A 13,143-nucleotide genomic window follows, 5' to 3' on the forward strand; every position below is an offset into this window, starting at 1 on the left:
GCAGGCTCCTCCTCAAGTCGCGGCCATCGTGTCGGACCTGGTGTCGGCCGCCGGCGGCCGGGTCCGGCACACCGCGACGTGGCTCCACGTGGACGGTCCCCGGCAGCGGCTGCCGGAGCACGGCTGGAAGTTCCACATCTCCTCGCGGTTCGCAGACCTTCCCGATCTGGTGCTGGTGCTGGTGCCGTACCTGCTCGCCGAGGGCTGCACGTTCAAGGTGGCCCGCTCGGCCCACGTGCTGAGCGAGCTCAACGACGGCATCACCGCGCCGCCGTCCGTGGGGAAGGCGGTGACGATCTACCCGGTTCAGGACCGGGTGCCTCATCTCGGCGCCGGCCTCGTGGAGCTGCTGCGCGGCCGGGCCGGGCCGCAGGTGCTCAGCGATCGCCGCCTGGCAGCTGACGCGCCCGTCTATTACCGGTACGGGCCGTTCAGTAGCACGCTCGTGGCGGGCCGGGACGGGAACCTGCGCTCGGTCATGACCGGTCCCGGCGGTGACACCTTCGAAGGGACGGCCACGCTCACGTATCATCAGCCCCCGTGGGCCACCGATCCGTTTCGTGCGTCCGCCGCCGAGGTGGGCGCGCCGGGCTTGCTCGGCAACCACTATCAGCCGCTCAAGGGGTTGCTGGAGTCGGTGCGAGGCAACGTGTACGCGGCCACCGACGTCCGCACCGGCGAAACCGTCGTGGTGAAGCAGGCGCGGGCGTACGTCGCGGAGTCACCCGACGGGGACGACACGCGCATCCGCCTGCGCAACGAACGATTCGTGCTCACCGCACTGCGGGACGTCCCCGGTGTGGCACGATTTCGCGACCACTTCCGTCACGGCCTGGACGAGTACCTGGTCACCTCGTTCGACGGGAAGTTCAGCCTGACCGAGGACATCGCCCGCAAGGGCCGGTACCTGCCGCTCGCCGGCTCCCGCAGCCTCGACACCCTCGCCTGCCGGCTCGCCGGGATATTGCGGGCGATCCATGCCCGCGGGTACCTGCTGCGCGATCTGAGCGCGAAGAACATCGTCGTCAGCCTGGCCGGCGACGCGGTGACCTTCATCGACTTCGGCCACTGCAACCACCACGACGTGAAGATTCGCGGCGGCACCCGGGGCTATGCCCCGGCGCGGCAGGTAGCCGGCGAACCCGCCGTGCCAGGCGACGACCTGCACGCGTTCGGCATGACGTTGTTCGTCGCGTTGACCGGCGCGGAACCGCTCCTCGGCGACGACCCGGACACCTCACGGGTGACGGCGCTGCGCATGCTCGACCGAATCTACGGCGACAGGCTGCCCCCGGTGGTGGCCCTGATCACCGACCTGCTCTCGGGGGAGCCCGAGACGATGGCAAGCGCGTTCACCACCCTGGCAGATGCCCGCCCGCCGGGTGACGGCTCGCGGGCCCGGCGGCACACCCTGGCCCCGCATCGACGCGGACCGGACACCGCCGCGCTGGTGGAGCGTGTCCTCGCGTCCCTTCTGTCGCGGGTCAATCACGTGCTCGACCAGCCGGAGGAAGTCCTCGACGCGAGCGTCTACCGCGGCACCGCGGGCATCGGACTGTCGCTGCTGCCACATCTTGACCGCCCCGGTGTGGCCGCCACCGTGACGCGACTGGCCGCGGCCACCGCGCGTACCGCCGAGCGGGTGAAGTTGCGCCCCGCGCTCTACCTCGGCACCACCGGCGCGGAGATCTTCCTCCGGCGCGCGCACGCGACGCCGCTACCGGCCGAACTCCTCTTCGGACAACCTGGCGAGAGCCCCGACGGCGACGACATCATCGTCGGCGGCGCCGGGATCGCGCTGGGTCACCTGCTGTTGAACGAGCTGGATCCGCGACCGGAGCACGAAACGATCGTCCGGCGTCGCCTCGACTTCATCAGTGCGTCCGGTGGTGTCGTCTCGTTCTTTCCCGCACCGCGGACGCCGATCCCCGGGCTCGACACCACCGTCGGCGTCGCCCACGGCCAGGCTGGGCTGGTCGAGTTTCTGCGGCAGTACGCCCGCCGCCATCCATCGGCACCGGCGGAACGTTTGCTCGCCACCCGCGCGGCAATGCTCGCCGAGCAGGTGTCGAAGCTTGTCGGCCTGGCTGCCGAACCCAGCGCCGTGCCGTTGTGCGCCTCCTGGTGTCGTGGCATGGCCGGCATGGGCCGGGTTCTCCTCGCCGCCGGGCGGCACCTGCACGACGCCGCACTCATCGATACGGCAGTGGCCTGCGCGGACGGTTGCCTGCGGTGGTTGCCCTACCTCGCCACGCCTGGTCAGTGCTGCGGGGTGGCGGGCATCGGCGAGCTCTTCTGCGACCTCGCCGACCACGAGGAGCGGTTCCTCGCCGCGGCGGAATCGGCCGCCACCCAGCTCCTGGTACTCGGCGCCGACACACCGCCGGCCGTGCCCGTCGGCAGCTGGAGCCGGCCCAACGGCCTGTCATGGGCCAGCGGCGCCGGCGGCGTCCTCGGCTTCCTCACCCACCTGCGCGACCTCACCCCCGCCCCGGGTGCCGTCAGCCCGTTCTGACCGCCCTCGCCAAGGAAGGCCGCGTTGGACCCGGGACCTGGGCGCCGAAACTCGTTCACGTGGTTTGAGCTTGTGCTTCTTCGGGTCGGCAGAGGCCTTCCCAACGCGCCATCGCCTCCTGGCAGCACGCGGCTGTAGAACCTTGCCCAGAGAAGCGCTCAGATGGACCCGGCAGGCTGGATCATCTCCGCTATCGGCACACTGATCGCCGTCGGCATCGCCGGCCGGCTGGAAGTCGGCCGTAGAAAGAGCAGCCGCAGGAAGGGCAACGAGGCAGGACCACCCAGCCTTTGACGCCACCCCTACGACCTCACGCGCTTGCGCCGAGGGGCCGCGGCGGGCAGCGGTACTCAGCGCCGGTGGGCCAGTAAGAAGGCACCGACCCAGCGGTCGGCACGCTGACGACCCGCACGGCGTTCTCGCCGCCACCTTCACCGGCAGCACGTTGACCACCACCGCCGCCTATGACCCGCTCGGAACCGTCACCCTCACCCCCAACCCGTCAGTCCAGGGCAATCGCCACACCTACGCCAACGCAGTCCCCTCACCGGCATCGACCCCACCGGCATCGACCCCACCGGCCTCGAGGACAGCTACACGGGAGACCCCTGCGGCACCTCCGGGCCCATCCAGCGATGCAGCGATCGCGGCCCAACTTCATGCTCATCGGGGTTCCGTCGGCGGAGGCGCGCCCTGGGCGCACGACGTGTGTGGACTTACCGCATGCGACGCGAGCCGGGGCGGGTGGCCGGTCGTCAGGGGTGGAGCAGGGTGGTCGCGAGGATCCAGGCGAGCCATTCCTCGTACGCGGCCTCGGTCCACCCGCAGACCTCGGTCAGCTTCTCGAAGTTCTCCGTCGAGGTGAGGACATAGATCTGCGCGGCCGCTTCGGCAGGCGTGAGGCCCGGCCGCAGGGCGCCGAGCTTGTGCAGGTGGCGGGCCGGTGCGTGGCTGCCCTTCAGCCTCTCGTGTTCGATGCCGGCCAGGACTTCCCGGAGTCCCGCGTCAGCCGGGGAGGCGGCGGCGGCCGCGCGCAGGACGCGGTGCACGGGCTGGACGCGCCGGAGGATGCCGGTGGCCATCGTGGCGTACCCGGCCAGCTTGCGCACGGGGTCCGGCTCGTCGATGATCGCCTGGACCTCGGGGCGGCCGCTCTGCGGCAGGGGACGGGCGTCGCCGGCCAAGGTGATGTCGTAGACGAGCTTGGCCAGGGCGGGCTTGCCGCCGGGGGAGGACGTGTACAGCGTCTGGAGTGCCACGCCGGCCTCGCGGGCGACCTCGGCCATGGTCGTGTCTGCGTAGCCCTTCCCGATCATCAGTTTCCGCGCCGCGTCCGCGATCTTCCGCCGCGTGGCCTCGGCCTGCTCCTGGCGTAGGGAGCTGGTGTACGGGCGGCGCTTGCTCTGCTCAGTCATCGGGCACCATGATTCCAGAGACATATTGACTGTATAGGCATCTAATGAAAATGTGTGCCTCTAGTTAACATGTGTCGGAGGAGGGTGTGCCGTGTCCGTGGTGTACGCCGCGTCCAGGGTGGTCGCGCTGCTGCTGATCGGCCTGTACGCGGGCGGCGTGGTGTTCGTGGTGCTCGCTCCGTCCGTGGCGCGCCTGCCGGGACCCGCGTACGTCCGGTACTGGCAGGCGCTCAACACTGACTACGGCCGGGCCATGCCGCCGCTGCTACTGGCCGGCATCGCTGCCCTGGTCGTTGTGGCGGCCTGGTCGTGGCGGCGCGGATGGTTCGTGTTCGGCCTCGTCGCGGCGGCCCTGATCATGGTGGCCCTCGCCGTGGTCCTCAGCTTGTCGGGCCTGGATTCGCTCAACCGGGTCGTGGACGGCTGGGATCCCGACCTCCTGCCCGACGGCTGGGAAGAGATCCGCCGGCGGTGGCTGGGTCTGCACCTCGTCCGTAGCGTACTCGCGTTGGCGGCGTTCGCCTGCCTGGTCATCGCCCAGACCTTCGACCGCGGCTGAGTGCCGGAGGTACCGTGCGGTTCAAGAGCATCCTCGGGCGCTGCCCCGAGCTGGAGGCCATGCGTCAGCACGTCGGCAGCTTCGCCAACGTGATTCAACGCCTTGACGGAGACAGGCTCCCGACCTGGATTGAGGCTGTTCGGGCTGATGACCTGCCCGCGCTCCACCACTTCGCGACCACGACGCTGTCACCGCCGGGCTCACCCTGCCCTGGAGCAACGCTCCTACCGAGGCACCATGAACCGACTGAAAATGATCAAGAGAGCATGTACGGCCGAGCCAACCTCGACCTACTTCGCCGACGAGATAGGTGGGTGTGGGCGGAGTGAATCGCGCCTGAACTTTCCCGCTTCATGCGTCGTCGAACACTCACGATCACCATCGTTGGCCTCCCGGGGAGTTCAGCATGAACACGCTGCGCGTGATCGCACTGTCAGCCGCCGCGCTGGCCCTTGCCGGCTGTACAACTCCTCGCGCTTCCCCACCGCCCACCGCGCAGACTGCCGCGACGCACCAGCCCGCGACCAGCCCGCCCGCGCAGGAGCCCGTCCCGGCCTCGCCGTCCGCCTCGCCCGCGAGGGCCCTGCCCAAGCCGACCGCGACAACCGGCCCCGTGCCCCGTCCCCGCCCCAAGATCTGCGACCGCCGCGGCGTCCACCGCGTCCCCGCCCCCGACGTCCTCAGCATCAACGAGATCGCCCTCGACGGGAACCGCGTGATAGTGAAGGCCAAGCCCACCATCATGGTGTGCGGCCCGAAGGTCGACAACGACGCCTACTTCGAGCCCGTCCCCGGCCCCGCCAAGACCTACCGGCTGACCTGCCACGCCACCGTCATCCTGGTGGACATGAGCGACGGACCCCGTCCCGCGCATTACGGCGCGGCGGCGTTCGTCAAGCTACTGCGCGCCACACCCGAGCTGAGCGTGGATCACGGCAACCTGGACCCGCACTTCCGCGCCTTCCACACCGCCACCTTCAACTCCTCGGACGGCACGGAGATCACCATGCTGGCCCAGCACTACCACCCATGAACGACCGCAGCAAACCGCTCTGCCAGTTACGCGCCAAACCGAGGGCGGCTTGGCCGTCTTCGACCGCGGCACGTACATCGTCGGTCAGGGGGATCTCGTTCGTAAACCAGTCATGGCGATCCGGATGTGGTCGACGCTAGTGGCCAGGGCGGCACACGATGTCACCGGCGAGAGCACGGAGGAAGCCGTGACCGACGCCTCGTCATGACGGTTCGCGACACACCTGCGAGCCTGCCGGACATGACCCAGACATGAACGTCACCGACACCGGGCCGCCGCGCACCCAGCGCTTCGCCCACCTCTACGAGCAGACGTATGCCGCGTTGCTGCGGTTCGTCGAGCGTCGCGTCCACCCCTCCCACGCCGAGGACGTGGTCGCCGACGTGTTCCTCGTCGCCTGGCGGCGCCTGGACGACGTGCCGCCGGCGGCGGATGAGGCGCGGGCCTGGTTGTTCGGCGTGGCGCACCGCACTCTGCGCAACGGGCTGCGGGCCGACCGGCGGCGGCAGGCGCTCACCGTCCGCATCGCCGACAGCCAGCTGACCGGCGCCGCGGCGGTCGGGCTGGACCCCGAGCTGGTGGCACGCCGGCTCGACCTCGTCCAAGGGTGGCGGCGGCTCAGCCCGCGTCACCAAGAGACGCTCGCCTTGGCCGTGTGGGATGGCCTCACAGCCCCACAGGCCGCGCGGGTGCTCGGTATTTCGCCCGTCGCGTTCCGGCTCCGGCTCACCCGGGCCCGGCGTGCCCTGCGCCACCACGCCGACGCGGCGCCCGCCACCACAACCCAGCCCGTGGCGACCGCCACCGTGGACTCCCGGAGCATGCGATGAACGACACCCTCGATCACGCCCTGCGCGACCTCGACCCGGCCGTCACCCCCGCCGACCTGGACGCCAACATCGACCCCAAGGCTCGGGCCCTGCTGGCCCGGGTGGTGGCCACCGACCCGATGCAGGCACCCGCACCTTCGACCAGCAGCCCTCGCCTGCTCACCACCAGGCGCATCACCGCCGTCGGCGCAGGGGTGGCCGCCGGCATCACGGCAGCGCTGCTGCTTCTGCCCGGTGTGTTCGGCGGCGGCTCGGCGATGGCAGCCTGGACCGCGACGCCGCACGCGGTAATCGGTGACCGGGCCGCCGACGCCCAGGAGAAGTGCCTCGACAACGCCCAAGACACCGCCAAGCGCACAACCGGGCGCGAGCTCGGCTTCCGGCCCTTGGTGACCGAGGGCCGGGGACCATGGACACTCGTCTACGTCAACGACGACAGCAGCCACCTGGCCGAAATCACCTGCCTGCTCCACGATGGCGACCTCGTCGGCTCGACGGGCAGCACGCCGGGGCCCGACGCACAACCGCTTCCGCCCGTTCCCGCGACCTCGGCGCGGGCCGACCTCGGCGCGGTCATGAGCACGAGCGAGGAGAGCGTGCGCGTCGTGACCGGCAGGGTCGGTGCCAACGTGGTGGGTCTGGAGCTCTCCACAGAGGCGAAAGGCAGCGTGAGCGCGACCGTCACCGGCGGCTACTTCGCGGCCTGGTGGCCGGACGCGCCGACGACAGAGCAGCGCGAGAACACCTCGCCTCGTGGCGGCGTCAAGAGCGTCACGGCGATCCTCCAGGACGGGTCGAGGCGCAGCGTCTCCCTCGAGGAGCTCACCGGCCGGACGAGCGCGCAGCTGAACACATCAGCCACAGGCGGCTCCACACGCGACTGACCTGGCCACCCGCGGCGGCGCCGGCCTCACAACCCGGCGTCGCCGACGGGGTGGAGCTTTCCGCGATGGCCGCCGTGCTGACGCAGGACCCGGCCCCCGCGCGCAGGGCGGGGCCGCTGGCCCCGGCGCTGGCCGCGCTCCTGGTGACGAAGCCGGCCCGCCGCATCCCCCCGAGCGGGCTGCCCACGCCCTCCACACCATCGCCCAGGGCGCTCACCCGGACGGCCCGCGCAAGAACAAGGGCGCCGTCCTGGGAGCGACCTCACGGGAGACGCCGCCAAGCTTCTATCGGCGGCAGTCGGCCGGCGCCGCCAGGACACTTCGCCCGCGCGCCGGACCGGTGCCCTTCTCCCGCACGCCCCAGGAGGCGGACGGCCCGCCGGGTTGTCGGTGGCGATCACTAGGCTGCCGGCCGTGATCGAGAACACGGTAGGCCCGGCGGTGCACCGGGTGCTCGGGCGGATCGAGAGCGGGTCCCTCACGAGCCTCGTGGCGGACCTCAACGCCCTCGGCGACGACGATCGGCGCGCGCTGGCCCGGAAGCTGCCCGCCCACCTGGCCGAGCGCATGCGGGCCGGGGTCAACGGTGAGCGGGTCGTCACCCGCTACCGCCTGGCGGGGGTGGCCTGTTTCGGCGGGGCGGAGCAGGTGGCGTCCTGGCTCTACCGGCGGGACCTGCCGTGGGCGCAGGCGCAGGGCGGTACCGGCCAGGTCATGGCGTTGCTCGCCCGGCGGCCCGAGACGTGGCGGCGCGACCTGGCCGTCCGGCTGGTGCGGCGGCTGCGGCCGGGCACCGGGCCGCTGTGGTGGCGCATGCGGGCGCGGGGCGGCTGGGAACTGGCCGCGGCGCTGGTGATCGAGACGGGGGTCGAGCCGCCGGAGAACGACGCGTTCGTGTCCGGGTGGGTGGCGCGTCTGGCCTATCAGCGGCGGATGCACCGGGCAGCGCCGGCGCTGGGCGAGGATCAGCTGCTCGATCACATGCTGCCGCGGCTGTTCCGTGCGCAGGGCGTGGCGGAGGTGCTGGAGTCGAACCGGCTCTCGGCCGACGTCCCCACCATCATCGGCGAACTGGCCGCGCTGTCCGCGACGGGCCGCGTGTCGCGCCAGGCGCTGATCGACGGGTGCGTGAGCCGGTTTCTGACCGGGGTGGCCACGGGTGAGGCAGGGCCTTTCATCGCGTTGTGGCGGGAGCTGGCGCCACGGGTGGCCGAGATCCCCGTGGCCGATTTCGTGCGGATGCTGCCGTCGGCTTCCTCCTCTGTCGTCCAGCTCGCGGTGGAGGAGTTGCGGCGGGCCGAGTCCGAGGGGGCGCTGGGCGACGAGTTGTTCGCCGAGGCGGCCGAGGCGCTGGCGTACCGGCCGGAGAAGAAGCACATGACGGCCGCGGTGAAGTGGATCGCGGCCGCCCCGCAGTCCAGGGGCGGCCTGGCGGTGGGCGCGTTGGCGGCGGTGTTCCTCGTGGACACGCCCAGCCTGCGCGAGCGTGCCGTCCGGGCCGCGGTCAAGCTCGCTCCGCACGCCTGCGCGCAGGCCCGGGACGCGATCCGGGAGGCGGCCGCGCGGCTCCCCGCCGACCTGCGCGTACGGCTGGCCGCCGGGTACGGCGCGGTGGAGGAGGTCGCGGAGGAACCCGGGGCCGCCCCCACGCTGACCGCCCGGCCGCTGCCCGCCCTGGACCCGCCCATCGCGTCGGTGGCGGAGCTGGCCGCGGAGCTGGACAGACCGCTGTGGCCGGAGAGCCCCGCGCGCTTCGAGCGCATCCTCGCCGCCCTGGTCACGTTGACCTGCCACGACCGCGACGCCGTCGTGGCAGCGTTGCAGCCCTGGTGGCGCTCGAACTGGAGGCATCCCTTCGACGCCGCCGCCTACGCGTCCTGGTACGACGAGGACATCCGCCTCCTGCTGGAGCGCTGTGCGCTGGCCGTGGTCTCGCCCGCCGACAGCCGCGCGCTGACCTCGGCGTGCGACGACCACCACCGGCCGGACACCGTCCCGGCGCCGGAGCGCTTCGTCCGGCAGCGCTTTCGCGAGGTGGTGACCCTGCTCGAGCGGGGTGAGACGATCCCCGTGCTGCTGGCCACGCCCACCGCGGCCACGGGGCACGTCGCGGCCGCCACCCTGGTCGCGCGCATGGAACTCCTGGGCGAGACCGAGCCGCCGGAGCACGACTTCGCGCAGGCACTGCTGCGGCTACCACGCCAGACCAACCCAGAGCTGATCGACCCAGAGCCGATCAACCCGGAGCTGATCGATCCGGAGCTGATCGACCCAGAGCCGATCAACCCAGAGCCGATCGACCCGGAGCCGATCAGCCTGAAGCCGATCGACCCGGAGCTGATCGCGCGGGCGGAGAAACTGCCGTCGCGGGCGGGCCGGCGGCTGGCGGACGTGCTGCGGGCCGGTGGGCTGCCCGATCCGGTCGTGACCTGGGCCATGGAGACCTACCCCCGCCCGGAGTACTACCGCGAATCGCTGGAGGAGGCGCATGCCCGGCTCACGCCGCCGGAGGGTGTGCCCGAGCAGGTGGCCGCGTTGTGGACGCTGGCGCCCAAGACCGGTTATCCCGCCCACTCCCGGGACATGGTGTGGTGGCCGCCCCTCATGCCCTCCCACCGGGAGGCGGTGGCCGCGCACGTCCTCGAGTGCCTGCCGTGGTTCATGACCGGCAGCGACGGCCAGGTGGCGGTCGTGGCCGCGCTGGCGCACGGCGACGGCCCGGTGGGCCTCGCGACCGCGAGCGCGATCGTCACCGGCATGGGCCACGAGCGGGCCGCCGAGCGGGCCGAGGCCGCCGGCGCGATCATCACGCTGGCCGCTCATGGGCAACTGCCCGCCGCCGGCCTGGGCCTTGCCGTGGCCTGCATGGTCCGCGGCGAGCAGGTCAAGCTCAACCGGATCACCGGTGTCCTCGACGAGGTCACGGCGGCCGGGGCGTACGCCGAGGTGTGGGCCGCCCTGACGCGGGCGCTGCCGCTGCTGCTGCCCGGGCCGGGGGAGAAGGTCAGGGCGGGGCTGGGCGAGCTGCTCAGGGTCGCCGTACGGGCCGCAGCGCAGGCAGGCGCACGAGATGAGCTGCCAGGGCTGGCCGAGCTGGCCGCGCGCAAGGGTTCGAGCCTGGTGCTCCACGAGGCCCGGCGGCTGCACGAGGTGATCTCCGCCTGATGTGAAGAACGCACATCAACTGGTGACGGATGCCTCTGGGCGGCATCTGGCGACATTCCTAGCGTTGGGGCGAAATCCACAGCATGCGCCAAGGAGGGAACACCGTGCCACTCATCCCGCGCTTCACCGTCGTGGCCTTGGCCGCGGCGGCCCTCGTCACCTCGCCGGTCGTGGGCGGAGCCGCCCACGCCGCCGCAGGGTCCTACACCTGTTTCGGCGGCACCGTCACCCAAGGGCACATCTCGGCCAACCCCTGCGACGGCTGGGGCGGCGTCGACGTCCTCGTCTCGCTCCGGTTCGGCACGAACGCGGGCACCTATCGCTGTGCCAGCGCCTTTTCCTGGAACGGCTTCCTGGGAGCCGACGGTTGCCGAAAGGAGAGCGCGGCGTGAGAAGGCTGAGCATCGCCGTCGCGGCGGCCGCCTCGATCGCGGCAGCGGCACCCGCGCCCGCCCTGGCCGACCCGCCGCCTTCTGAGCGCGCCTACGTGTGCGAATACGGCAGCCGCTACTTCAACTCATGGACCAGCAGCTGGAACGTCACGGGGATCACCTGCACCGGGCCCACGGGAGGCACCGGGTCCGCCACCATCACCCTGCTGACGGGGCATCACCCCTCACCGGCGACCTTCACCTGCCGGTACGTCGCGTTCCACTCGGGATGGGCGATCGGCTCCTTCTGCTGAGCGCGCCAGAGATCGCGGTTGCGGCGAGGGGGCGTGGACGACCTGGTCGGCCCGCGCATGCCCGCGGCTGGGCAAGGAACCGGCCTGCCTTTCCCCGCGGGGGCCGGATGTTCATCCGCGCAGGTCGTGGGCACGGAAGGGCGATCTCGGGCCGACGGGTGTCCCGAGCGCCTCGGTGAGCGGCATGATGATCGGTCGTGCTGCGCTCGGCCTACCTCACGGTGACGACCGTCTTCTCGATTCTGGGGCTGCTGTCCGCGAGCGACCGCGAGTAGGACATCGGGATCTTGATGCTCCGGTATCAGCTGACCGTGCCGGCATCGTGATCTGCTGGGGCGCCGGCATGCCGTAACCAGTGCTCATCGGCGGTGGGGACGCCCGCGAACCGTTCGATCCATCCGCGTCCTGGTGTTGAGGCTGGTCCGGGGGAACTCCTCGTGGGGATGCCGGCGTATCCACGGCGGGCTGGCCGCGCTCGGCATCAAGGCCGCCGCCGCCACGGTCTGGGAGATCCTCAAGGCCCTCGGCATCGATCGATCTCCAGAACGGGGTCAGTCCTCCTCGGTGAACACGATCTCGCGACGCCGCCGGATCGCCGGGAGCGCCGCGATGACCAGGGCCGCCACGGCCAGCCCCAGCAGCACCGCCGAGATCGGCCGGGTCAGGAAGACGGTCGCGTCGCCACGCGAGATGATCAGCGCCCGCCGCAGGTTCTCCTCGATCAGCGGTCCGAGCACGAACCCGAGCAGCAGCGGCGCCGGCTCGCAGCCGCATTTGATCAGGACGTACCCCAGGAGCCCGAAGAAGACGATCGCGTAGACGTCGAATGCGTTGAATCCCAGGGAGTAGGTCCCGATCGCCGCGAACAGGATGATCATCGGGAAGAGCACCTGGTAGGGGATGCGCAACATGCGTACCCAGATGCCGATCAACGGCAGGTTGAGCAGCACCAGCAGCACGTTGCCGATCCACATCGAGGCGATCAGACCCCAGAACAGCGCCGGCTCGTCGGTGATGACGTTCGGTCCGGGGGTGATGCCGTGGACGATGAAGGCGCCGACCATCAGCGCCATCACCGGGTGAGCGGGCAGGCCGAGGGTGAGGAGCGGGATGAAGGAGGTCTGCGCGGCGGCGTTGTTCGCCGACTCGGGGCCGGCGACCCCTTCGATCGCGCCGTGGCCGAACTCCTCCCGGCGCTTCGAGACGCGCTTCTCGACGGCGTAGGAGGTGAACGAGGCCAGCACGTGACCGCCGCCGGGGAGCACGCCGAGCGCGGCGCCGAGCCCGGTGCCGCGCAGGATCGGGCCGATGATCCGGCGGCGGTCCTCGCGGGTGGGCCAGAGGTTGCGCACCCGGCCGGCGATGGTGGTGCGGGCGTGCTTGTTCTCCAGGTTGCGCAGGATCTCCGCGACGCCGAACATGCCCACAGCGACCGATACGAAGTCGATGCCGCCGAACAGCTCACGCTGGTCGAAGGTGAAACGCGGGGTGCCGGTGTAGATGTCCTGGCCGACCGTGCCGAGCAGCACGCCCAGCGCGATCATCGCCAGGGCCTTCAGCGCCGAGCCGCGCGCCAGCGAGATCGAGACGATGAGGCCGAGGAGCACGAGCGAGAAGTACTCGGCGGGCCCGAACTGCAACGCGACGCGGGCCAGGGGAGGGGCTGCGACGGCCAGCACCACCGTCGCCACCGTTCCCGCGATGAAGGAGCCGACCGCGGCCGCCGCCAGCGCCGCGCCCGCCCGGCCCTGGCGGGCCATCTCGTGGCCGTCGAGGGCGGTAACCGCCGCCGATGACTCGCCGGGCAGGTTGATCAGGATGGCCGTGGTCGAGCCGCCGTACTGCGCGCCGTAGTAGATGCCCGCCAGCATGATCAGCGCCGTGACCGGCTCGAAGTTGAAGGTGATCGGCAGCAGCAGCGCCACCGTCGCCGTCGGCCCGATGCCGGGCAGGACGCCGACCGCGGTGCCGAGCAGGACGCCGACGAAGCAGTAGACGACGTTCTGGATCAGCAGGGCGGTCGAGAAGCCCAGGGCGAGATTGTCGAGGAGGTCCAT

At 71.4% G+C, this 13,143-nt stretch carries 10 protein-coding genes; 8 read left to right on the forward strand and 2 right to left on the reverse strand.

All coding sequences use genetic code 11. The features are described 5' to 3' along the window. Window positions 1-28 precede the first annotated feature (28 nt). A complete protein-coding gene (locus ACIBKY_RS44440; protein WP_397106879.1) occupies window positions 29-2,515 on the forward strand; it encodes a lanthionine synthetase LanC family protein in 2,487 nt (828 codons plus the stop codon). Window positions 2,516-3,270: 755 nt separating this feature from the next. On the opposite strand, the gene ACIBKY_RS44445 is transcribed toward ACIBKY_RS44440, so the two are convergent. Continuing rightward, window positions 3,271-3,930, reverse strand: a complete 660-nt coding sequence (locus ACIBKY_RS44445) for a TetR/AcrR family transcriptional regulator (RefSeq protein WP_397106881.1) — start codon at window positions 3,928-3,930, stop codon at window positions 3,271-3,273. Window positions 3,931-4,021: 91 nt separating this feature from the next. On the opposite strand from ACIBKY_RS44445, the gene ACIBKY_RS44450 reads away from it, so the two are divergent. The 7 genes from ACIBKY_RS44450 (at window position 4,022) to ACIBKY_RS44480 (ending at window position 11,086) form a co-directional block, all read left to right on the forward strand. Then, the gene (locus ACIBKY_RS44450; RefSeq protein ID WP_397106883.1) at window positions 4,022-4,489 is read left to right on the forward strand and encodes a DUF1772 domain-containing protein; all 468 of its coding nucleotides are present in this window, start codon (window positions 4,022-4,024) and stop codon (window positions 4,487-4,489) included. Between the two features lie 406 nt (window positions 4,490-4,895). Next, window positions 4,896-5,522, forward strand: a complete 627-nt coding sequence (locus tag ACIBKY_RS44455) for a hypothetical protein (RefSeq protein WP_397106885.1) — start codon at window positions 4,896-4,898, stop codon at window positions 5,520-5,522. Between the two features lie 251 nt (window positions 5,523-5,773). After that, complete coding sequence (locus ACIBKY_RS44460) at window positions 5,774-6,352, forward strand: RNA polymerase sigma factor (protein WP_397106887.1); 579 nt, start codon at window positions 5,774-5,776, stop codon at window positions 6,350-6,352. Continuing rightward, a complete protein-coding gene (locus ACIBKY_RS44465; RefSeq protein ID WP_397106889.1) occupies window positions 6,349-7,236 on the forward strand; it encodes a hypothetical protein in 888 nt (295 codons plus the stop codon). Before ACIBKY_RS44460 ends, ACIBKY_RS44465 begins: the two co-directional genes overlap by 4 nt. 414 nt (window positions 7,237-7,650) lie before the next feature. After that, window positions 7,651-10,401 carry a DUF6493 family protein gene (locus ACIBKY_RS44470; RefSeq protein WP_397106891.1) on the forward strand — a complete coding sequence of 917 codons (2,751 nt, stop codon included), beginning with the start codon at window positions 7,651-7,653 and terminating at the stop codon, window positions 10,399-10,401. 104 nt (window positions 10,402-10,505) lie between these two features. Beyond that, the gene (locus ACIBKY_RS44475; RefSeq protein WP_397106893.1) at window positions 10,506-10,793 is read left to right on the forward strand and encodes a hypothetical protein; all 288 of its coding nucleotides are present in this window, start codon (window positions 10,506-10,508) and stop codon (window positions 10,791-10,793) included. Further along, the gene (locus ACIBKY_RS44480; RefSeq protein WP_397106895.1) at window positions 10,790-11,086 is read left to right on the forward strand and encodes a hypothetical protein; all 297 of its coding nucleotides are present in this window, start codon (window positions 10,790-10,792) and stop codon (window positions 11,084-11,086) included. Before ACIBKY_RS44475 ends, ACIBKY_RS44480 begins: the two co-directional genes overlap by 4 nt. 551 nt (window positions 11,087-11,637) lie before the next feature. Here the strand turns inward: ACIBKY_RS44480 and ACIBKY_RS44485 are convergent. Next, complete coding sequence (locus tag ACIBKY_RS44485) at window positions 11,638-13,143, reverse strand: tripartite tricarboxylate transporter permease (protein ID WP_397106897.1); 1,506 nt, start codon at window positions 13,141-13,143, stop codon at window positions 11,638-11,640.

It is taken from the genome of Nonomuraea sp. NPDC050394 (genome assembly GCF_044459065.1).
Taxonomy (GTDB): Bacteria; Actinomycetota; Actinomycetes; order Streptosporangiales; family Streptosporangiaceae; genus Nonomuraea.

Excerpts from the sequence above, each read along its gene's own strand:
- ACIBKY_RS44445 (WP_397106881.1), bottom strand. The coding sequence starts at position 3,930 with ATGACTGAGCAGAGCAAGCGCCGCCCGTACACCAGCTCCCTACGCCAG.
- ACIBKY_RS44455 (WP_397106885.1), top strand. The coding sequence starts at position 4,896 with ATGAACACGCTGCGCGTGATCGCACTGTCAGCCGCCGCGCTGGCCCTT.
- ACIBKY_RS44460 (WP_397106887.1), top strand. The coding sequence starts at position 5,774 with ATGAACGTCACCGACACCGGGCCGCCGCGCACCCAGCGCTTCGCCCAC.
- ACIBKY_RS44465 (WP_397106889.1), top strand. The coding sequence starts at position 6,349 with ATGAACGACACCCTCGATCACGCCCTGCGCGACCTCGACCCGGCCGTC.
- ACIBKY_RS44485 (WP_397106897.1), bottom strand. The coding sequence starts at position 13,143 with ATGGACCTCCTCGACAATCTCGCCCTGGGCTTCTCGACCGCCCTGCTG.